Annotated in this window: 18 protein-coding genes, 1 tRNA gene and 2 pseudogenes; 11 read left to right on the top strand and 10 right to left on the bottom strand. The window is 59.6% G+C overall.

Annotated features, from left to right (window positions below; translation table 11 throughout):
* Positions 1–197: 197 nt before the first annotated feature.
* On the bottom strand, positions 198–989 hold the full coding sequence (locus tag AB2N04_RS13785) for a DUF3800 domain-containing protein (RefSeq protein ID WP_367714992.1): 792 nt from the start codon (positions 987–989) through the stop codon (positions 198–200).
* Between the two features lie 563 nt (positions 990–1,552).
* On the opposite strand from AB2N04_RS13785, the pseudogene AB2N04_RS13780 reads away from it, so the two are divergent.
* Positions 1,553–1,674: pseudogene (locus AB2N04_RS13780) on the top strand (IS5/IS1182 family transposase); the annotation flags it as partial.
* A 15-nt stretch (positions 1,675–1,689) separates the two neighbouring features.
* Here the strand turns inward: AB2N04_RS13780 and AB2N04_RS13775 are convergent.
* Positions 1,690–2,205, bottom strand: coding sequence for an outer membrane protein assembly factor BamE (locus AB2N04_RS13775; protein ID WP_367714991.1), 516 nt, complete (start codon positions 2,203–2,205; stop codon positions 1,690–1,692).
* A 125-nt stretch (positions 2,206–2,330) separates the two neighbouring features.
* On the opposite strand from AB2N04_RS13775, the gene AB2N04_RS13770 reads away from it, so the two are divergent.
* The 7 genes from AB2N04_RS13770 to AB2N04_RS13740 all read left to right on the top strand — a co-directional run bounded on the left by AB2N04_RS13770 (position 2,331) and on the right by AB2N04_RS13740 (position 6,925).
* Positions 2,331–2,879, top strand: a complete 549-nt coding sequence (locus AB2N04_RS13770) for a ubiquinol-cytochrome C chaperone family protein (RefSeq protein ID WP_367714990.1) — start codon at positions 2,331–2,333, stop codon at positions 2,877–2,879.
* A gap of 3 nt (positions 2,880–2,882) precedes the next feature.
* Positions 2,883–3,434 (top strand): DUF177 domain-containing protein, encoded by a 552-nt coding sequence (locus AB2N04_RS13765; RefSeq protein ID WP_367714989.1) that lies wholly within the window; start codon positions 2,883–2,885, stop codon positions 3,432–3,434.
* Positions 3,435–3,544: 110 nt separating this feature from the next.
* Positions 3,545–4,600: a phosphate acyltransferase PlsX gene (gene plsX / locus AB2N04_RS13760; RefSeq protein ID WP_367714988.1), complete on the top strand. Its 1,056-nt coding sequence runs from the start codon at positions 3,545–3,547 to the stop codon at positions 4,598–4,600.
* 9 nt (positions 4,601–4,609) lie between these two features.
* On the top strand, positions 4,610–5,581 hold the full coding sequence (locus tag AB2N04_RS13755; RefSeq protein WP_367714987.1) for a beta-ketoacyl-ACP synthase III: 972 nt from the start codon (positions 4,610–4,612) through the stop codon (positions 5,579–5,581).
* Between the two features lie 108 nt (positions 5,582–5,689).
* Positions 5,690–6,013 (top strand): integration host factor subunit alpha, encoded by a 324-nt coding sequence (locus AB2N04_RS13750; protein WP_367714986.1) that lies wholly within the window; start codon positions 5,690–5,692, stop codon positions 6,011–6,013.
* Between the two features lie 168 nt (positions 6,014–6,181).
* Complete coding sequence (locus AB2N04_RS13745) at positions 6,182–6,703, top strand: MerR family transcriptional regulator (RefSeq protein ID WP_367714985.1); 522 nt, start codon at positions 6,182–6,184, stop codon at positions 6,701–6,703.
* Positions 6,704–6,848: 145 nt separating this feature from the next.
* Positions 6,849–6,925: transfer RNA gene (locus AB2N04_RS13740), tRNA-Pro, on the top strand.
* 35 nt (positions 6,926–6,960) lie between these two features.
* On the opposite strand, the gene AB2N04_RS13735 is transcribed toward AB2N04_RS13740, so the two are convergent.
* The 4 genes from AB2N04_RS13735 to AB2N04_RS13720 form a co-directional block, all read right to left on the bottom strand.
* Entirely contained in the window at positions 6,961–8,214 is a 1,254-nt protein-coding gene (locus tag AB2N04_RS13735) for an O-antigen ligase family protein (protein ID WP_367714984.1), read from the bottom strand.
* Positions 8,211–9,746, bottom strand: coding sequence for an undecaprenyl-phosphate glucose phosphotransferase (locus AB2N04_RS13730; protein WP_367714983.1), 1,536 nt, complete (start codon positions 9,744–9,746; stop codon positions 8,211–8,213). The genes AB2N04_RS13735 and AB2N04_RS13730 overlap by 4 nt, the downstream gene beginning before the upstream one ends.
* A 114-nt stretch (positions 9,747–9,860) precedes the next feature.
* The gene (locus tag AB2N04_RS13725) at positions 9,861–11,042 is read right to left on the bottom strand and encodes a glycosyltransferase family 4 protein (RefSeq protein WP_367714982.1); all 1,182 of its coding nucleotides are present in this window, start codon (positions 11,040–11,042) and stop codon (positions 9,861–9,863) included.
* Entirely contained in the window at positions 11,020–11,583 is a 564-nt protein-coding gene (locus tag AB2N04_RS13720) for a polysaccharide biosynthesis/export family protein (protein ID WP_367714981.1), read from the bottom strand. Before AB2N04_RS13720 ends, AB2N04_RS13725 begins: the two co-directional genes overlap by 23 nt.
* Positions 11,584–11,790: 207 nt before the next feature.
* Here AB2N04_RS13720 and AB2N04_RS13715 point away from each other — a divergent pair, with 207 nt between their 5' ends.
* Complete coding sequence (locus AB2N04_RS13715) at positions 11,791–13,959, top strand: GumC family protein (protein ID WP_367714980.1); 2,169 nt, start codon at positions 11,791–11,793, stop codon at positions 13,957–13,959.
* A 16-nt stretch (positions 13,960–13,975) separates the two neighbouring features.
* Here the strand turns inward: AB2N04_RS13715 and AB2N04_RS13710 are convergent, their stop codons facing one another.
* The gene (locus tag AB2N04_RS13710; RefSeq protein WP_367714979.1) at positions 13,976–15,160 is read right to left on the bottom strand and encodes a GNAT family N-acetyltransferase; all 1,185 of its coding nucleotides are present in this window, start codon (positions 15,158–15,160) and stop codon (positions 13,976–13,978) included.
* Positions 15,161–15,252: 92 nt separating this feature from the next.
* A complete protein-coding gene (locus AB2N04_RS13705; protein ID WP_367714978.1) occupies positions 15,253–15,468 on the bottom strand; it encodes a DUF2842 domain-containing protein in 216 nt (71 codons plus the stop codon).
* Between the two features lie 168 nt (positions 15,469–15,636).
* Here AB2N04_RS13705 and AB2N04_RS13700 point away from each other — a divergent pair.
* Positions 15,637–16,753, top strand: a pseudogene (locus AB2N04_RS13700) (COX15/CtaA family protein).
* Between the two features lie 131 nt (positions 16,754–16,884).
* A complete protein-coding gene (locus AB2N04_RS13695) occupies positions 16,885–17,781 on the top strand; it encodes a hypothetical protein (protein WP_367714977.1) in 897 nt (298 codons plus the stop codon).
* 40 nt (positions 17,782–17,821) lie between these two features.
* Here the strand turns inward: AB2N04_RS13695 and argC are convergent, their stop codons facing one another.
* Both argC and speB read right to left on the bottom strand, forming a co-directional pair.
* Positions 17,822–18,751: an N-acetyl-gamma-glutamyl-phosphate reductase gene (gene argC / locus AB2N04_RS13690; protein ID WP_367714976.1), complete on the bottom strand. Its 930-nt coding sequence runs from the start codon at positions 18,749–18,751 to the stop codon at positions 17,822–17,824.
* Between the two features lie 90 nt (positions 18,752–18,841).
* Positions 18,842–19,789, bottom strand: a complete 948-nt coding sequence (gene speB / locus AB2N04_RS13685; protein ID WP_367714975.1) for an agmatinase — start codon at positions 19,787–19,789, stop codon at positions 18,842–18,844.
* Positions 19,790–19,853: the final 64 nt, after the last annotated feature.

The following is a 19,853-nucleotide window of genomic DNA, read 5'->3' as shown; positions in this document are numbered from 1 at the left end:
CGGGTCGGCTGCTCGTTCGTCCCGTCGTCTGGTTAATTCGGTGTAACGAAAAATCCCTTGCAACGAATCATACGGTAGGTTAGTTACATAGTTGGGCGTGGCCCACGAGATCGCCTTTGCGGTCGCCCAAAAGCCTCGACGGAAACGTCGGAGGCTTTTTGAGTTTTCAGGCCTTGCGTTCGACTTTCTCAAAGCAGCTATATTTGGAGCCGAGCATCGGCCCGCGCGTCTTTTTTGATATGGCAGTCAATCAACTTTCCATCTTCGGTTAGGCGCTGGTAAGGACGATTGCTGGCGTGATAGCCCCCCATACAGATCGGCCAGAGATACAAATCCGCCAGTTGCGCCATCGGTGAAGTCTTCCGCTTGGTCTTGAACTCGTATAGCGTCTCCGTCAGTTGCTCTTGGGTCAAGGGGGCGTACTTATCGGAGCTTTCCTTTGCGAACGGCATACCCTCCGCCTTTAGAGTCTCGTAATAGCCCTCCAAGTTCGCATCTTCAGCCTTGTTGCAGCGCTCGGGATACACGCGCAACTTCATGCCCTTTGCGATAGCGTGTTTCGCAGCACGTTCGACGACGACAGTAAATGCCGTTTTGCAGAGCAACCAAGGGTTCTGCTGATATTTCTCAAGGTATCGTCCACAGTATCCGGGACGGTCAACAGTGCACGCGATACCGAGGACAGGTACCTCTCGCATCAGAATATAAAGTTCTTCGTAGAATGCCTCTAGCTTCTTCTTCTCCCAACCACGCAAGAGATTGAAGTTCTCTTTCTGCGATCTGATTTCCGAAGAGTGCAAGGGGGCCGTGATTTCCCATCTCTCACAGAACTTAGCGTGAAGATCTCGAGCATAGTCCTCTTCGTCACTTCGAACCAGGATTCCGCCGAGCGCGAACCAGTCGTATCCGTGCGCCGCTTTCTTCCCTATCTTGCGGGTGGGATGTCTAGTTCCCGAATCGTCGAGGTAGAGGTTCAAGGTGACAGGCAAGTCAATCTCTCATGGAAGTTGATCGGGGTCATTTTACTTTAATACCGGAGTTGACACTCCATTGACGCAGTCAAAACGGTGGTGGATTGCCTATCAAAGAAATTAGCACGGCGGCAAGAATTGGATTTGATACTGCTAGGTCGAATGACCTAACCAGTTGAATCCTTTTACAGACCTATCATGAAAGAACTTGCGACAATTTCAGTTGTTACACCAATGGCAGGTTTGGGCTGCCGTGTTCAGGCCGATGAAAGGCGGCAATCGGGTCGCAAGCGGATACGAGGAGAGTAGCAGCCGCATGTCCGGCTTGGGCTCGAAGCGGTCGGCCGACCTGACGGGCCAAGCCGGAGTGTCTCGGGGCACAGCAGACATTGAAGTTTTGCATGCTGGCGTGATTTAAGCGCCGGGAGGGAGCCTTTACATGAGACACGCGGTCAGCAGCATGACAGCTTGATGGAACGTGCTCTACATGAAGGTCTTCCGAGGGCAGAATGGTTCTTGCCGACAGGGCTTACGACGAGACCGGGATAAGGACGTTCGTGTGTTCCCGAGGAGGCTGGGCGAACATCCTGCCCCGCGGGAACCGGCGCGATCGGATATGTTTCAGTCCGTCTCTCTACCGTCATCGAAATCACGTTGAGCGGTCTTCAACCGGATGAAACACTGTCGGCGCATCGCTACGCGCTAATGCGTCCTCGACCTAGCCGCCGAAGAGACCGGAAGGAGGGCCGCCCTTCGAGGCGCCGGCGAGAATCTGTCCGATGAAGGTCTGTTCCTTGCCGCCGGTTGGCGTGGTGCGCGAGATGAAATCGAACACCTTGCCGTCTTCCAGACCGTAATGGGCAATTTTCGAAACGCGCTGGTCGTCGCCGAAATAGACGGCCAGAACCTGTTGTTCGACGAGACGCGGACGCATGAAGGCTGCTCCGCGAACCCGCTTTTGAGAAATGTAATAGAAGGCTTCATTGTCAAAGGTTGCCGTTGTGGACGGCGACCCGAGAGCCAGCAGGACCTGCTCGCGACTGGAGCCGACCGGAACAAGCTCGAGTGCCTGTTCGTCTATGACGTAGCCCTGGGTGAGCGTTTCGCGCGCGTCGAGCGTGTTGGCGACATTGCAGCCGGATAACGCAGCCGCCGCACCGGCGATACCGGCAGCCAAAATTGTGCGTCCGACAGGATAACTGTTGATTTTCTTCACCTGCAACGACATCTCCATAACGTCTCCGGCGCGAGGGCTTTCGATCGAAAACCCTTGTCCCCGCCGGCAAAACGGGTAAACCAGCTTAAGCGCCGATGCAACCTGATCCTGTCCCAAACCGGCCCCAAGGGAGGGCAATTCTCATGTTCCAGAAGCTGTTTGGCTTTGGACAGCGCTCGCGCCGTATGGTCATCGACGGCTTGTATGAACGAATCGTGGCGGCCTCGCGGCAGCCTGTCTTCTATGCGCGTTGGGCGGTGCCCGACACGCCGCTCGGCCGTTTCGAGATGATCGCGCTGCACATGATCCTGTTTTTACGCCGGGTTCGTGATGAGGAAGGGGACCAGGTGCGCGATGTGGCGCAGGAACTCACCGATCTGTTTTTCCAGGATGTGGAACACGCGATTCGCGAGCTTGGGATCGGGGATCTGGGCGTTCCAAAGCGCATCAAGAAGCTCGCGCGCATGTTTTATGGTCGCGCTGCCGCGTATGGTGAAGCGATCGACGCTGGCGATCTGGAAGCCCTGTCAGCAGCGATGCAGCGCAATATCCGTCCCGATGCGGAAGGCTGGTCGGGCGCCGACCCGCTCGCGCGCTACGCACTTGACGCCGCCGCCCAGCTGGAAACACAGCATTTGGAACGCCTGATCGCCGCAGACATTTCGTTCCCTGATGCAGAAAGGGAGGGCTGAGCCATGCCCGAAACGAACAAGACACCCATTTCGCACGAGGTGAACGTCCATCACCTTGCCCGCAAGGGATTGCCCGTGTCTATCAGCGCCAATGAGAGCGAACGCAGGGCTCTTGCCGAAGAGCACGACCTTCTTTCCGTCGCTGATTTCGCGGCGGAGCTCATGGTGCGGCCATGGAAGGCCGACGGCGTGCGGATCACCGGCACGGTGGCGGCGGATATCACACAGGCCTGCGTGGTGACGCTGGAACCGGTCGCAAGCCGGATTGAAGAGAATGTGTCCGTCACGCTGGTCCCGGAAGGATCACGCCTTGCGCGCAATGAGATCGAAGGGGGGGAATTCGTGCTCGACGCGGAAGGCCCCGACATGCCCGACACATTCCAGGGCAGCATCATCGACGTTGGTGCGATTGCCGTCGAGTTTTTCTCTCTCGGCATTGACCCCTATCCGCGCAAGCCGGGGGCTGTTATTGAGACCTCCCAGCCGCTTGATGACACCCCGAATGAGGCCGGTCCCCTTTACGAGGGGTTGCGAAAGCTCGGACAAAAGTCCTGAATTGCGTGATGAAGGCGCGAAACGAGGTTGTGCCGCAGGCCAAAAACGCTATTTTCGCCGCACATTTGAGCCGATGCCGGCGCCCGATCAACCATTGAGGCACATCACGCGTGGTACGCATTTCGATTGACGCTATGGGCGGGGATCATGGTCCCGAGGTCACGCTGCGTGGCCTGACCAGGGTCATCGAACGGCGCCCAGACGCCCGGTTCCTGATTTACGGTCGCGAGGATGCAGTCGTCCCCATACTGGATGGTCTGCCAGGCCTTCGTGACGTGAGCGAGTTCACGCATTGTGAAGTCGCGGTGCAGATGGATGACAAGCCAAGCCAGGCACTGCGCCAGGGGCGCTGGAAGTCGTCCATGTGGAAAGCGATTGAGGCGGTCAAGAGCGGCGAGGCGGATGCCAGCGTTTCCGCCGGCAATACCGGTGCGCTGATGGCCATGTCCAAATTCTGTCTGCGCACGATGGCCGATATTGAACGGCCCGCCATTGCGGCAATCTGGCCGACGGCGCGCAGCGAAAGCATCGTTCTGGATGTCGGCGCCACAATCGGCGCCGATGCACAGCAGCTCGTGGATTTCGCGATCCTCGGAGCCGCCATGGCCAATGCGCTCTTCGATCTCGAACGACCGACAGTCGGTCTCCTGAATGTGGGGGTCGAGGAGATCAAGGGGCAGGAAGAGGTCAAGGAAGCCGGCCGCATGCTGCGCGAGGCTGCCCTGAAATCGATGAAATACGAGGGTTTCGTGGAAGGCGACGATATCGGCAAGGGCACGGTGGACGTTGTCGTCTCGGAGGGCTTTGCCGGAAACATCGCGCTGAAGAGTGCAGAAGGTACGGCGCGACAGATTGCCGGCTATCTGCGCGAAGCCATGAGCCGTACGCTGATGGCGCGCATCGGCTATTTGTTCGCACGTGGCGCATTTCAGCGTCTTGGCGAAAAAATGGATGTGCGCAAGGTGAATGGCGGTGTTTTCCTCGGCCTCAACGGAATCGTGGTGAAAAGCCATGGCGGGACGGATGCGGAAGGCTTTGCGGCCGCTGTCGAGCTCGGTTATGAGATGGCGCGCAGCCATCTTCTCGACAAGACCCGTGCAACCCTCGATCTTTATCACGCCCGCAAGCCACAGGCGGCTGCAGGCGCCGCTGCCGTGAATGAATAGGACGTAGTCATGATTAGATCCGTCGTGCGTGGTATCGGCTCCGCTCTGCCGCGCCGCGTCATGAAAAATGCGGAATTCGAGAAACTGGTCGATACGACCGACGAGTGGATCGTTCAGCGCACAGGCATTCGCCAGCGTCACATCGCCTCCGAGGACGAGACCACCGCATCGCTCGGAGAAGCGGCCGCTCGCGCCGCGCTCGACAGTGCGGGGCTGACCCCGGCCGACATCGACATGATCATTCTGGCCACATCGACGCCAAACAACACCTTCCCGGCGACTGCGGTGGAAATCCAGGAGCGGCTTGGCATGCCGGGCGGCTTTGCTTTCGACATGCAGGCCGTGTGCAGTGGTTTCGTCTACGCCATCACCACCGCAGACCTTTTCATTCGCGGCGGACAGGCAAAGCGGATGCTGGTCATCGGTTCGGAAACCTTCTCGCGCATTCTCGACTGGAACGACCGCACCACCTGCGTGCTGTTCGGCGACGGTGCAGGCGCGGTGGTGCTCGAAGCGGAGGAGGGCGCCGCGTCACTGGATCAGCGTGGCATCATCGCTTCTTCCCTGCGTTCGGACGGCAGCCAGCGCGACAAACTGTACGTCGATGGCGGCCCATCCACCACCTGCACGGTGGGGCATCTGCGCATGCAGGGGCGCGAGGTCTTCAAACACGCGGTCGGCATGATCACCGACGTGATCGAGGATGTCTTTGCCAAGGCGGGGATCACGGCCGAGGACATTGACTGGTTCGTGCCGCACCAGGCCAACCGTCGCATCATCGATGCGTCGGCCAGGAAACTTGGCATCGCCGAAGAGAAGGTGGTGGTGACGGTCGATCTGCATGGCAACACTTCAGCAGCCTCTGTTCCGCTCGCTCTTTCGGTTGCTGTCGAACGTGGTCAGATCAAGAAGGGCGATCTCGTGCTTCTGGAGGCCATGGGCGGCGGTTTCACCTGGGGGGCGGTGCTGGTGCGCTGGTAGTGGAAGCAAAACACGTGTATCGTCCTTGACCGTTGCGAAGCAATTTTTGTATCGTCAGCGCCGCGTATTGAAATCACAAGCATTTTCAAGATCTGGATGGGTAGCCCTATGGGGGGAAAGACACTGACGCGTGCCGAGCTGGCTGAGGCCGTTTATCGGAAGGTCGGACTGTCACGAACCGAATCCGCTCAGCTTGTCGAAATGGTTCTCCAGGAAGTCTGCGACGCGGTGGTGCGCGGTGAAACGGTGAAGCTCTCCTCATTTGCCACCTTTCAGGTGCGAGACAAGAACGAGCGCATCGGCCGCAACCCAAAAACCGGTGAGGAGGTACCGATCTCTCCCCGCCGCGTGATGACATTCAAGGCGTCCAATGTGCTCAAGGAGCGCATCCTGAAGGCACATCAGGCAAGGCGCCTGCGCAAGAGCGCCTGACACGGCTTTCGCTGAACCAACACACCGCCGGTTTCTGCCGGCAGGGGAAGTGGTTTAAAATCGCGAATCGGCGGGTGTGATGCCGCAGCTGGTGCCTGGTGCGTTCGCCTGGGCGTGTTGGGCATCCGGTTGGCTGCAAGGCACCGACCTTCAGGAGAGATCACGATCATGGACAAGAGCCCCGACGCTTTCCGCACCATCAGCGAAGCGGCTGAAGAGCTGGATCTGCCCCAGCATGTCCTGCGCTTCTGGGAAACGCGCTTTTCGCAGATCAAGCCGCTGAAACGAGGCGGGGGACGCCGCTACTACCGCCCGCAGGACATCGACCTAATCAAGGGCATCCGTCACATGCTCTATGATCAGGGTTACACGATCAAGGGCGTGCAGAAGCTCCTGCGCGAGAATGGGAACCAGTTCGTCGTCGCCATTGGACGCGGAGATCTGGCTGCCGTGGAGGCGATTGCGCAGAGCCAGCAGGTCGAATCCGAAAAATCGGCCTCGGACGAAGAGGTTCTGGTTGGCACGGCGAAGGCGAAGCCGAGCAAGCGATTCTTCGGGCTGGGGCGCGGAGAGACCGAGGGACCGGTGCCTGCCGATTCCTCAAGCCTGTCCCGCGACAACAGGGCGCTTTTGCAAGAGGCTCTGTTCGATCTTCTCGAGTGCAAACGGCTTTTGGATCAGGTGCGCTGAACCGTGCCGGCAGCGTGCGATGCATGTTCTGAGACGTCGATCACAGGTGCAACCGACCAAACCGGGGTTGATCCAGGCTTTTTGTTCCCGAATGGCTTTTTGGCCTTGCGCGCGCGGGAAGGAAACTATATCCCTTGCGCCGGTTCGGAGCGTAGCGCAGCCCGGTAGCGCACTTGACTGGGGGTCAAGGGGTCGTGGGTTCGAATCCCGCCGCTCCGACCATTTTTCTTCCGATCCATGCCTGCCATTTTAGCAGCTCAGACACCCGATGTCTGTTTGGCCATGTATCTCTGGTCAAGTGCGATCATGCCCCACAACAGGCCCAGCAACAGGTAGAAGTGGCGCCAGTGATCAGTGTCGATCACCGTGCCGAGCGCGACATGGCCGACGAAGACGATGTAGACACAGATCAGGTAAGGCTGCCACGGGCGACGGCGAAACAGAATGCGAAACCCGGCCATCAGTGACCAGAGAATCAGTGTCAGATACGCCGCGAAACCCAGCCAGGAATAATCGAGCAGAGCCTTAAGCCAGATATTGTGCGTGTCTTCGCCCAGAATCTGGCCAAACTGCAATGGGCCGATGCCGAACGGATTTTCCGTCGCCCAGGCAAAGCCGATGCCGAAGCGCGCAAAGCGGCCAAGCCGTGCACCGTCGTAATCCTGTACAAGCTGAGCGCGCTGTGTGAACAGTTCGGACACCGCAGGGATTTGCAGTGCAAGCAGCAGCGCCAGCATTATGCCTGCCAGCGCCAGAAGGGCGGTGACGGCAATGCGCAGGCGTTCGGTTCCGCGACGTGCGTTGAGAAACAGCGTGACGGTCAGAAGGCCGGCGGTGAAGACCAATAGGCCCCAGGCCCCGCGTGAAAACGAGAAGAATATGCCCCCGGTAACGATCAGAAAGGGCAGGGTGGCAAGAAGCGCCTGACCGGTTCGCGCGGTCAAAATCTGATAAAGAAGATAAATCGCCGGCAGTGTCAGAAATGGTCCGAACACATTCGGATCCTCGAAAACACCGGCGGCACGCCCGAATTTGGTGAACATCTCTGCGCCGGGAAAGGCGTGAAAATAACCGAGGATACCGACAAGTGCCGTGGCGGTGGCGGCAGCCACCCAGGCGCGAAAGACGGTCGAAAGCAACTCGGCCTCCGCCTCGACCACGGCTGCGAAGAAGACGGATGTGAGTGCCAGGAAGAGCGAGACGGCTATATAGAGCGGTATCGTTCCAAGATCCGACAGCTGTGTCAGGGAGATCAGACCGCCCACATTGAATGCAATGAGCAGGACGAGCAGTGGTGCGATGCGTCGCGATATCCGCAGGCCGGCAAATGCCCACACCCCAATGAGACCCACCATATAGAGCTCATAGGGTGCCGGTTCACGGATCACGAATCCGGACAGGAAAACCCCAAGCCCGATGGCGCCCAGTTTCATGAGTGAAACCAGCTTGGCGTCGATCACGGCCCGGCTGACAAGGTCCGTCGATACTCTATCGTAAGCAAGAAGGCTCAATAGGCGTTTTCCGTGTTCAAAAGGCTGAGCGGCGTCAGGAACAGGATCTTGAGATCGAGCCAGAGCGACCAGTTCTCGATGTAGTAGAGGTCGTATTCCGTACGTTTGCGGATTTTTTCATCCGTATCGATTTCGCCGCGCCAGCCATTGATCTGGGCCCAGCCTGTCACACCGGGTTTGACCTTGTGGCGGGCGAAATATCCATCCACGACCTCTTCATAAAGGCGGTTGTGGGCCTGCGCGGCAAGCGCATGGGGGCGGGGGCCGACGAGCGAGAGGCTGCCAAACAGCGCATTGAAAAACTGCGGCAACTCGTCGATCGAGGTCTTGCGGATGAAACGACCAACCCGTGTCACGCGTGGATCGTTCTTGGTCACGGCCGCCTTTGCGGTCGGATCACATTGCTCGACATACATGGAGCGGAACTTCAGGACCTTGATCGGTTCATTGTTGAAACCATGCCGCAACTGCTTGAACAGAATTGGCCCCTTGCTGTCGAGTTTGATCGCAATGGCCGTGAGCAGCATGATTGGCGAAAACACGATGATGCCAATCAGGCTGAAGATGATGTCGAAGGCGCGCTTGGCGACCGAGTCCCAATCGTTGATTGGCCGGTCGAAGATATCGAGCATCGGAACCGAGCCAATATAGGAATAGGCGCGGGGACGAAAACGCAGGTGGTTTGCGTGGGCTGAAAGACGGATGTCGACGGGCAGAACCCACAGCTTGGAGAGCAGTGACAAAACGCGTTTCTCTGCTGAAATCGGCAGGGCGACGATCAGCATGTCGATGCGGGCAATGCGGGTGAATTCGACAAGCTCGGTGATTGTACCGAGTTTCGGATAACCGGCTGTGACGGGCGGCGAGCGAAGATCGTCGCGGTCGTCGAAGAGACCACAGATGCGGATGTCGTTATAGGGCTGTTGCTCAATGGAGCGAATGAGCTTTTCCGCATTCGCACCGCCCCCGACAATCACAGCGCGTCGCTCGATCGTTCCATTGCGCGCCCAGCGGCGCAAAAGGCGTGAAGCAATGATGCGCAGAAAGAGAAGCGCGCCGAAGCCGCACACAAACCAGGCGCCCAGCCAGAACCGCGAAAAACTGTCGGAGATTTTCAGGAAGAAGCCGGCAAGCGCGAGTGCTGCAAAGGTTGCTGCCCAGGCCATGAAAATGCGCCCCATGGAGCCCGTTGGGTTGCGAAGGGCGCGCATCTGATAGGCATGAGTGAATTCGCACAGGATCACCATCAGGGTCGACCCGCCGGCGATCGCGATCATGTAGTGCCAGAACAGGACAGGCGAGAGGCCGACGTAAAGCAGATAGAGCGCAACGCCGGTCAGGATGAGCATGGAAAACTCTACCAGACGCATGACACCGAGAACCATGACGGGCGACATGGTTTCGCGCTTGTATTGCTGCGCAACCTGCCAGGCAATCGGGTTAAGCTTGCTTTCCTTTTCTCCCTGCTGCGACACGACCGAGTGGCGCGGCGTCCTGGAAGCTTGGAGCCGATTCGGATCGATCTGGTTCATGAAAAGGCACTACCCCCTGAATATTATGCGTGAAGCATAAATATCGGCGGATAAGATTTTCTTTCATGAATGTTCTGTGAGGAGGTATCTGTGGTTTTGCTTAACGAATTACTTTCAAAGGCTTGAGCGATAGGCCTTCTCGATGGTCCGCGCCATAACATCGGCGCCAAAGCGTGCGCGCAATTGCTCGAGGGTGGGCATCGCCGCATGGAAAGCGTCAGGGTTTTCCATCGCGAAAACCATCTTGTGTGCGATCGACTGGGCGTCGGGAGCCGTGAGCGCCATGGAACCGTTGCCGAATATCTCGGGAATGCCGCCGACCGCGCTGGCAATCAGCGTGCGTCCTGCAGCAAGCGCTTCAAGAACGATATAAGGCATGGCCTCTGCTCTCGATGGAACCACCATAAAGCGCGCCATGCCGAAGGCTTCGCGGGCTGGCATGGCAGGCAGAAAGCGGATGCGCTCTCCAAAGCCAAGCTCCAGCGCCTGAGCCATGTAGCGCCCCTTGTCGTCGCCATCCCCCACCATCACGGCTGAAAGCTCACGGTTCAGCCGTTTCTGTGCCATTGCGAGGGCATCGATGAAGAGATCCGGCCCCTTCAGGTCGCGCATCATCCCGATGTAGAGAAAATCGGCGGCATTGCCGGTGGTCGATACCGGCTGAAACTCCTCTTCGGTCAGGCCATTGTAGACGAGCGTGCAGGGCGCGTGTGGCACGCCGACCTTGGTCTCGAATGTTTTGCGTTCGTACTCGGAAACAAACAGGATATGGTCGCTCAGACGGTCGAGGAAACGTTCGATCATGAAAAAGAACCGACCCGTCATTGTCTGAGCGGCGTAGTGCAGGCTGCCGCCATGCGGGGAATAGATCCGCGATGGCTTCTGACCCGACAGCCGCATCAGCGTGCCGAACACTCTGGCATATACCCCGCCCTTGGCACCGTGCCCATGCACCACATCGGGGCGCATTTCGCGCAGTGCGGCGCAGGCGCGTCCGGCTGCCGTCAGGTCGCCGAGCCCGATATGGCGCTGCATGGGAGTGCGCCGCACCCCTAGCGAAAGGTGGGGCCCGAGCGCTGCAATGAGGCGGTTTTCATAGGCGCCGCCAGTGGTGGAATCACAGATGATCCCCACCTGGTGGCCGGCAGCCTGCTGCGCCTGGCAGAGATCGCGCACATGGCGAAATATGCCACCGACCGGCGAGCGGAAACAGTGAACGATCCGCAACGGGGCATTCGATGACCTGGCGTTCGGCCTGGCTGGCGTGCCTGCCTCAGAACAGGCGTTCACGGACATAAACCGTATCACCTGGAAGCAGTGGATCTGAAGTGACAACCCGGCCTGTCATGACCTTGCCGTTGATGTCTCGGGTGATGTCGACATTGCCCTGATTGGCGCGTGGGCTGAACCCACCGGCAGCCGCGACGGCCTTCTGCACCGTCATCCCGGGCACATAAGAATATTGGCCCGGAGCGCCAACTTCACCCATCACGAAAACAGGCCTGTACCGGTCGATCTCGACGGTAACGTCAGGATCGCGCAGGTAGCCCTGTTTCAGCCGTGTGGCAATGGATTTCTCGACCTGTTTGGACGTCTTTCCGCGGGCCGGAACGGAGCCGATCAACGGAAAGGCGATATAGCCTGCCTGATCGATGCTGTAGGTGTTGGTGAGGTTGTCCTGATCGAAAACCGTGATCCTCAGCGTATCGCCGGCATCCAGAACGTAAGGCTGGTACAGCGCCTCGTGGAAAGCTGCAGGGGCGGGCCGGTATCCCGAGCACCCCGCAACAAGGGCGAGCGCGGCAAGCGCAGGCAAGAGTTTGGCTGTTTTCTTCATGACCGACTGCAAACCTCTGACGTCATTTGTGACCCGCAGAGCAGGCACCTGTTGGTCTTATCCATCCGTTAGGGTTAATGTCGGGTAAAGTGCGCAATTATACGCGCATAACGGGCATGTTCCATCGGATCGCCCGTCAGGCGCACTTTAACCGGCTGGTTACTATGCGTGTTTACCTTGGCACCAAGCATATTGGGAGCCAGTTTGATGAACAGCGATCAGATCGCGCATGGGGATGTGGATGTCGACCTTGGTCGACTGCTGGCAGGAATGCGGCGCCAGTGGGCCCGGATTCTGATAGCCTCGCTCATCATTACGGGGCTTGTGTTTGCCGCGCTCTACATGATGACGCCGCAATATCGTGCCCAGACCCGGCTTCTCATTGAGACGCGCGAATCCATCTACACCCGTCCAGAGGGACTCGACAGTGGCGATCGCCCAATCCTCGATGGGGAGGGAGTAGCCAGTCAGGTTGAGCTGATAACATCCACCAAGATTCTCACCGATGTCGCCGAGGAGTTCAATCTCGCAAACCGTGGGGAATTCTCCGGGCAAAAGGGCTCCTTGCTGTCGGGGCTTCTGGTTATGGCGGGGCTGAAGAGCGCTCCGGTTGAAGGCACCGCCGAAGAACGTGTTCTTCGCGAGTTCCGTGAGCGTCTGTCCGTCTATCGTGTTGAGAATTCCCGGGTGATCGTGATCGAATTCTCATCTGCTGATCCCAAGCTTGCGGCTCAAATCCCAAATGCCGTGGCCGACGCCTATGTGGCCATGCAGAGCGATGCCAAGCTCCAGTCGAACACCAGTGCGACCCAGTGGCTTGAGCCGGAAATCAAGGATCTGCGCGAGCGGGTGAAGGAGGCCGAAGCCAGGGTGGCGGAATACCGCAGCCAGTCCGACTTGCTCCTCGGGCAGAACAACACGGTGCTTGCCACACAGCAATTGGCGGAAATTTCGAGCGAGCTGTCGCGCACGCGCGCAAACCGGTCGGCGGCGGCAGCCCAGGCTGCCTCCATCCGCAGCGCTCTGGAGCGTGGCGCCTCAGTCGAGAACCTGCCGGAAGTCATGGCTTCGCCCCTCATTCAGCGCCTGCGGGAACGGCAGGTTGAACTCAATGCACAGATTGCGGATCTGTCCACATCGCTTCTCGACAATCATCCACGCATTCGCGCGTTGCGCTCGCAGCTCGGCGATCTGGATGCGCAGATCAGAAGTGAGGCCAACAAGGTTCTGGCTGGTTTTGAATCGGAGGCGGCGACCGCACAGCGACGCGAAGAGGAACTGACGGCGGAGCTGAACCGGCTGAAGGCCAATTCTGCCATGGCCGAAGAGGAACAGGTGGAACTGCGGGCACTCGAGCGGGAAGCGGCTGCTCAGCGCGAACTTCTGGAATCCTACCTGACGCGGTACCGCGAAGCTGCCTCGCGCAGTGATCGCAACTACCTACCGGCTGATGTCAGAATCTTTTCGCGCGCAATCACCCCCAGCGAACCATATTTTCCCAAAATCCTTCCCGTGACCGTGGCAGCCTTCGTGGCATCGCTTCTGGTCATGGCGATCTTTACCCTCCTTCAGGAGCTGGCGAGTGGGCGTGCCATGCGACCGACCGGCCGGGTGAGCGCTCCTGTCCCCGGTGCGGTTCGCATGCCGCGCGCCGAGCCTCCAATGAATCTGGCCACGCAGGAGCCGGAACCGCATTTGCCGCAACATCCGATGGAACCGGCGGACGCCTCCGGGGAGGAAACGCGGGTGCCGGAATGGCCCTGGCAGCGCGGTGGCGTTGACGGTGTTGGCATCGAACAGGCCGCCGAAAGGCTGGTCACCGGCGGCGCCACGCGCGCGCTTTTCATCTCACCGGAAGGCGATGAGGGGGCAGCGGCTTCGGTGCTGGTGGCGCGGGATGTGGCTGACTCGGGGCTGCGCGTGGTGTTGCTCGATCTCACTGCGTCCGGTGCTGCTTCGCTGCCGATGCTGGAGAGCGTTGCATATCCCGGCATAACAAATCTGCTGAGTTCCGAAGCGCAGTTTGGCGATGTGATCTATACGGACCTTTTCTCCGAGAGCCACATCATCCCCGTGGGAACGGCGGATCCGGCAAAGGCCATGCGCGCAGCCGACCGGCTGCCCATCATCATGGAATCGTTAAGTGCTGCCTATGACGTCGTTGTCGTCGAGTGCGGCCCCACGGATGCACAGGCCGTCGGGCGCCTGCTTTCTGGCGGCACGGAAGTTCTGGTGAGTGTGCTCAATCCCGACGAGGTGGACCTGGCAGCGCAGATACTTGACGATCTGCGCGATTCCGGTGTGGCCGATCCCATCCTCGTGTCGGCTGCAGGGCATACAATGCCCCCGGCTCCCCCCGGGCGGGATGCGGCCTAGGGTACCTGAAACACCGTCAGCGGCGCAGCCATGAGGTGCTGCGCCGGGCGGTCTTGACCAGCGACCACAGTCTCGGACTGCCATTGATGAGCCGCTTGAGGCGGGCAAACCCGCTGGTCGCACCCGCAAGACTTTTACCCTTCAGCGTCATGGGCACGAATGTGTCGAACTGGATCGTTTCCACATCGCACCAGAGGCGTTTGTAATATTCATCGCCCACGCTGAAATCATATAGCTCCAGGCCTTCTGCGCAGGCCTCCTCAATGTTCTGATAGAAGAGGAAACGGCCGGGGCTGGCCTCCGTGAGTTCATCGTCGGAGATGGAACTGAACTCACAGATGATGCGGCTGCCTGCGCGGCTGGAGCCGGTGATCGCTCGCAGTTTTCCTGCGACCTCCAGACCGTGCAGGACGAATTTCGGATCAGGCTCGGCGGTGGCTTCACCAAAAAGCGCATGAAATGCGGACCTGACGTGATGCGGTGCAAAGACGTCATGAATGCCCATCCTGGCAAAGCGGTGCGCTTTCATTTCAAAAAAAGCGTCGAGCATTGAAGCGGCTTCTTCAGGGGTTGCCGCCCTGATACGCCGGTAGCCGCCGGCAGCTTCCAGCTTTCGTGCCTGAGAGCGGTGCTGCTTGCGTTTGCGCTTGCCGCTTGCGCGCGCCAGAACGGCATCGAACCCGCCATCCAGATCGACCGCCAGTGAAACATTGGGACTGTCGCCATGGGGCCAGGCAAGAAGCGGATTGGTCTGGTCTCCCAGGCAACGCAACTGCCGCTCCAGGGCCAGAAGGTCGATGTCGGGCCGCACACGGCGAATGCCTTCGCGCAGCATGTCGAGATGTTGCGGGGAAAGGCCGTCTCGAACCCGGCGATCAAGCAGGGGGAAATTCCCGTTGGCATGGCGGTCGCCGACAAAACGGGCGGTCACAAAGGGCCCCTGGCGTGCCGTCTCCAGCACCAGACTCATCAGATGGCCGTGGGCGTCGGCAAGCCTTGCAATGATCGGTGCTTCGCGCATGTGTCTTGCCCATGCGGAAATCCAGTCGGGACTTTGCGCCGGCATGAACCCGGCGTGGAGACTGTCGGAACGGTAGCGCTCTATGGCCGATGCATCGGCCGCACACACCTCGACATGGAGGCCGTCGTGCAGGTGATGGCTGGAACCTGGCGCCGGGTCTGGCTGCTTTGCAAATGTCATTATCCACCGCAACTCACGACACCGCCAATTGGGCGGCGCCTGTCGATCCATAACTGATCAATAGCGGTAAAAAATGAAGGAATGATCGACGCTCAGGAGGGATCCTGCGGCTTGCCGATCATCCAGCGAATGATGAACATGGCCGGTACGATCCACAGAAGGCCCGTCAGAAGAAAGTAGGCAAGATGCACAAACGCGCCGGACTCGGCCAGCTGCGCCACGGCGATTGCCGTGGAGAGAATGGCATAGACGATAACCAGCGCGACAAGCGCGATCATGCCGATGAATTTTCGCAGGCGAACGGGCATTCAAGAAACCTTTCGCACGCTTCTTAAAGCGCGCGGCCAAACGATGCAATCGCGGTTCTTCCCCTGCGCGACGGCTTGTCGCGCAAGGCGGCCTTCGGCTTGCAAGTTCCTGGCCTTTGGTCCACCTACTGGCAGGGTTCCGTAACAATGATGGCTGACGCTGTGGATATGACCGTTTCCAGTTCCGCGGGTGCGCAGGTCTCGCAGGACATACTTCTGCACAACCGCAAACTCGTCCGATTCTGGCTCTATTTCGTGCTGTTGACTCTTTTTGCCCTCGTGATCGTCGGCGGGGCGACCCGACTGACGGAATCGGGGCTTTCCATCACCGAGTGGAAGCCGATCCACGGTGTCATCCCTCCGCTGAGCGAGGCCGAATGGCATGAGGAACTCGAAAAATACCGCCAGATCCCGGAATATCAGCAGATCAACAAGGGCATGAGCCTTGATGATTTCAAGACCATCTTCTGGTGGGAGTGGGCGCACCGGCTCCTGGCGCGCGGTGTCGGGTTCGTCTTTGCGCTGCCCCTCGCGTTTTTCTGGCTGACGGGGCGGCTGGAAAGCAATCTCAAACCGAAGCTTTTGGGCATTCTGGCGCTGGGCGGTCTGCAGGGCGCCGTGGGTTGGTGGATGGTTGCTTCGGGCCTTGTGGACCGGGTTGACGTGAGCCAATACCGGCTTGCAACACACCTCACCATCGCCTGCCTGATTTTTGCCGCCACGGCGCTTGTGGCCCGTGGGCTTGCACCTCACTCTGCGGGAGCGGCACATCAGGGCGTGCGTCGCTTCGCCGGCTGGATGGTGATCGCCGTTCTGTTCCAGATCTATCTGGGTGGTCTGGTCGCCGGCCCTGCGCGCAGGCATGACCTACAACACCTGGCCGCTGATGGATGGCGCGTTCGTGCCAGGTGGTCTTTTTGCGCAGACACCGGCTCTGGTCAACTTCTTCGAAAACCCGAAAATGGTGCAGTTCATACACCGGCTCGGAGCATATGCGCTGCTCCTTCTGGCGCTCTGGCAGATGGTGTTCGTGATCCGCCGGGAGCCGCAAAGCCCCCATGCGCGCCGCGCCATTCTTTTTTCGGTGCTGGTCCTTCTCCAGGCCGCCATCGGAATTGCCACACTCATCATGGTCGTGCCGATAGACGTGGCCCTGACCCATCAGGGCATGGCACTTGTGCTCCTGTTCTTTGCCTGCGCCCACTGGCGGGCGGCAAAGGGGCCTTATCCTCTGCCGTCATCAGCTGGTGGCGACCACGATGACTGGGCGTATAGCCGGGCATAGAAAAAGGCCTGCAGCAGCAGGGCACGGCGCTGTCCGTTGGTGTGAACGTGTGGGCGGCCAAAGGGCTGTTTTACCTCCCGTTAACCATGCAGAAATTATGGTCTCTGCAACTTATGGTTATGGAGGGGTGTATGCATTTCCGGGTCATCTCACTTGGCTTGGTTGGCGCAATTGTTTCTGGCGTTGCGAGCGCCGCCGATGCCGACCGGGTTCTGTTTGCAGAACCTGTATTTTACAGCCCCGACCAGCCACAATCCGATCAGGTCGAGTTGCACGATGGTCTTTCTGGGTTTGCCGAGGCCCGCTTCGGCTATGGCAAAATCAGTGCGCTGGGCGCCAGCGTCGATGGTTCGGAATGGGCATTGCGCGGCTCCCTGAACACCAGCCTGGAACGCGGTGCGAACATCCAGTTCGACATCGGCTATGGCGGCACTGATGTCGGCGACGGGCATGCCCGGGCTTTGACAGGAGCCGTCCACGGTTACTTACGTGACCCGGAAGCCTATGCCATTGGTCTTTTTGGCGGCGTCAACCGGTATGAGGGAAGCCCGTTCAACGCACTTTCACGCCTGGGCGGGGACCGGTACGCCATGGACCTGACCGCAGGTGCGGAAGCAGCCGTCTTTCTGGATGATGTGACGATCCATGGCCGTGTTGGTCTTGGACAGGTTTCCTATTCCGGTGTGCGTGCCGATCGGATTTCGGTGGGAGTAGGCGGCAGGTTCTATGCCACGGACAATCTGCGCTTCGACCTGGCGGCAGGCCTTGAGCGGGTAAGCTATGGTTCCGCCGATCTCGATGTCTATTCGCTTGGCGCAACGGGAAATTATCGCTTCTCCGAAACGCCCGTCACGGCCTTCGGCGGGTATCGCTATGACGCCGTTCACGCGTCTCTTGGCGGCGCCTCAGGCGAGATAGCGCGCGCGCACAATGTGATTTTGGGCGCGCGCTACCAGTTCGGCTCGCAAAGCCTGAAGGATGAGGAACGTCACGGCGTTCTGTGGTCTGCGTCCAACGAGCTGTTCTGAGCCTGCGGCAAAGGAACCGATCCCTCTGCGGGAGACGGGCTCACAGCCCTTCGAGCATCAGGTCCATGTTCTGCACTGCTGCCCCCGAAGCGCCCTTGCCAAGATTGTCGTAGACCGCAACGAGAAGCGCCTGCGCCCGGGTGTCGTTGGCAAAGACGTGCAGCGTCATCGTGTTGGTGTCGTTATGGATCTGGGGGTCGATGTCGGTTGTGCGCTCGATGGCGGCGAGCGGGGCAACCCGCACCACACCACCCTTGATCGCTCCATAATGATCAACGAGTGCCGCGTGGAGTTCCGCGCCCGAAGGCACGCGTTCGAGATGGCCAAGCTGCAGGGGCAGGGCGGTCAGCATGCCCTGCGCAAAATTGCCCACCGCCGGCTGCATCAGCGGCACACCGGAAAGCTTCGCATAGGTCTGCAGCTCCGGCAGGTGCTTGTGGTTGAGTGTGAGCCCATAAGGCATGAATTTGGGCGCGTCGGCACCCTTGGCCTCATAGTCTTCGATCATGGTACGGCCGCCGCCCGAATAGCCCGAGATACCGTTTACGGTGACGGGCAGGTCGGCGGGCAGAAGGCCCGCACCGATGAGCGGACGCAGAAACGCGATGGAGCCCTGCGGCCAGCAACCGGGATTGGCGACACGCTTTGCACTGCGGATCGCTTCGCTCTGTGCCTTGTCCATCTCGGCAAAACCGTAGGTCCATCCCTCGGCGACGCGATGGGCCGTGGAGGCATCGATGACGCGCGTCGTTTCACTTTCAATCAGAGAGACACTTTCGCGCGCGGCATCGTCCGGCAGGCACAGAATGGCGATGTCGGCGGCGTTGAGGAATTCCGCACGCGCTGCCGGATCCTTGCGCTTCTCAGCGGGAATGGAGATCACCTCGATGTCGCGGCGCTCGGCCAGACGGGCCCTGATCTGCAGGCCGGTGGTGCCGTGTTCGCCGTCGATGAAGATTTTCGCCGTCATGATGTCAGTCCTGGAAAAGAGTCTTATTTCAACTGGTTACGCACGCGTTCGGAATCATTCCGTAAAGCGCCTGAATCGATGCTTCAGCTTTCATCGTCGCTTCCGCGCCGCGAGAAGGCCGAGATAGTGCATGGCGATGGTCGCCCCAGCGATGGCCGTCACATCCGCATGGTCATAGGCAGGGGCAACTTCGACAATATCCGCGCCGACAATCTCCAGAGCACCGAGCTGGCGCAGCACCGAGAGCATCTTTGCGCTGGAGGGGCCACCAGCAACAGGCGTTCCGGTGCCAGGCGCGAAGGCCGGGTCGAGGCAGTCAATGTCGAAAGTCACATAGGCGGGACGATGGCCCACACGGGAGAGAATGGCTTCGGCAATCTCGCCGGCCTTCATCTCCTCCACGTCATAGCCATGGAGGATGGCGATGCCGCAATCCTCCGGCGCATGGGTGCGTATGCCGATCTGGATGGAAACGGCCGGATCGATGACACCGTCGCGCACCGCGCGGCCAACGAAGGAGCCATGGTCGATCCGCCTGCCATCGTCATGCCAGGTGTCTTGATGGGCGTCGAACTGGACGAGGGCGAGGGGGCCGTGCTTTGCCGCATGGGCTTTCAACAGCGGCCAGGTGACGAAATGATCACCACCAAGCGACAGCACGAACGCCCCAGATTTGAGAATCTTCGCCGCTTCGCGCTCAATGGTCGCCGGCGTTTTCTGATGGTTGCCGTAATCGAGCAGGCAGTCGCCATAATCGGTGACGGACATCGTCTCGAACAGATCCGCGCCAAATGGGTATTGCGGATCGTTGTCGAAGATCGCCGAGGCGCGGCGGATCGCCTGCGGGCCGAAGCGCGCGCCCGGCCGGTTGGAGACGGCAGCATCGAACGGGATGCCCCAGACCACGGCGTCGGCGCCCTTCAGTGATTTGGTGAATTTGCGGCGCATGAAGGAGAGCGCCCCTGCATAGGTGGGGTCGCTGGCCGCACCGGTCAGGCTGCGGGCGGTGAATGCGTGGTCGATCGAATTCGACGGCATGGCGCTCCTCCTGTGATGATCCCGATGGGTAGGGTGAAGCCAGACTCTGCGCAAGAAAAAAGCG

The organism is Nitratireductor sp. GISD-1A_MAKvit (assembly GCF_040819555.1).
Classification (GTDB): Bacteria; Pseudomonadota; Alphaproteobacteria; order Rhizobiales; family Rhizobiaceae; genus Nitratireductor.
Note: the sequence above shows the minus strand (reverse complement) of the source record. Positions and strands in the feature narration are given on the sequence as shown.

What these genes read in the sequence shown, in the direction of transcription:
- AB2N04_RS13775 (WP_367714991.1), bottom strand. Translation starts at nt 2,205, where the DNA reads ATGGAGATGTCGTTGCAGGTGAAGAAAATCAACAGTTATCCTGTCGGA.
- AB2N04_RS13770 (WP_367714990.1), top strand. Translation starts at nt 2,331, where the DNA reads ATGTTCCAGAAGCTGTTTGGCTTTGGACAGCGCTCGCGCCGTATGGTC.
- AB2N04_RS13765 (WP_367714989.1), top strand. Translation starts at nt 2,883, where the DNA reads ATGCCCGAAACGAACAAGACACCCATTTCGCACGAGGTGAACGTCCAT.
- AB2N04_RS13755 (WP_367714987.1), top strand. Translation starts at nt 4,610, where the DNA reads ATGATTAGATCCGTCGTGCGTGGTATCGGCTCCGCTCTGCCGCGCCGC.
- AB2N04_RS13750 (WP_367714986.1), top strand. Translation starts at nt 5,690, where the DNA reads ATGGGGGGAAAGACACTGACGCGTGCCGAGCTGGCTGAGGCCGTTTAT.
- AB2N04_RS13745 (WP_367714985.1), top strand. Translation starts at nt 6,182, where the DNA reads ATGGACAAGAGCCCCGACGCTTTCCGCACCATCAGCGAAGCGGCTGAA.
- AB2N04_RS13730 (WP_367714983.1), bottom strand. Translation starts at nt 9,746, where the DNA reads ATGAACCAGATCGATCCGAATCGGCTCCAAGCTTCCAGGACGCCGCGC.
- AB2N04_RS13725 (WP_367714982.1), bottom strand. Translation starts at nt 11,042, where the DNA reads ATGTCCGTGAACGCCTGTTCTGAGGCAGGCACGCCAGCCAGGCCGAAC.
- AB2N04_RS13720 (WP_367714981.1), bottom strand. Translation starts at nt 11,583, where the DNA reads ATGAAGAAAACAGCCAAACTCTTGCCTGCGCTTGCCGCGCTCGCCCTT.
- AB2N04_RS13715 (WP_367714980.1), top strand. Translation starts at nt 11,791, where the DNA reads ATGAACAGCGATCAGATCGCGCATGGGGATGTGGATGTCGACCTTGGT.
- AB2N04_RS13710 (WP_367714979.1), bottom strand. Translation starts at nt 15,160, where the DNA reads ATGACATTTGCAAAGCAGCCAGACCCGGCGCCAGGTTCCAGCCATCAC.
- AB2N04_RS13705 (WP_367714978.1), bottom strand. Translation starts at nt 15,468, where the DNA reads ATGCCCGTTCGCCTGCGAAAATTCATCGGCATGATCGCGCTTGTCGCG.
- AB2N04_RS13695 (WP_367714977.1), top strand. Translation starts at nt 16,885, where the DNA reads ATGCATTTCCGGGTCATCTCACTTGGCTTGGTTGGCGCAATTGTTTCT.
- argC (WP_367714976.1), bottom strand. Translation starts at nt 18,751, where the DNA reads ATGACGGCGAAAATCTTCATCGACGGCGAACACGGCACCACCGGCCTG.
- speB (WP_367714975.1), bottom strand. Translation starts at nt 19,789, where the DNA reads ATGCCGTCGAATTCGATCGACCACGCATTCACCGCCCGCAGCCTGACC.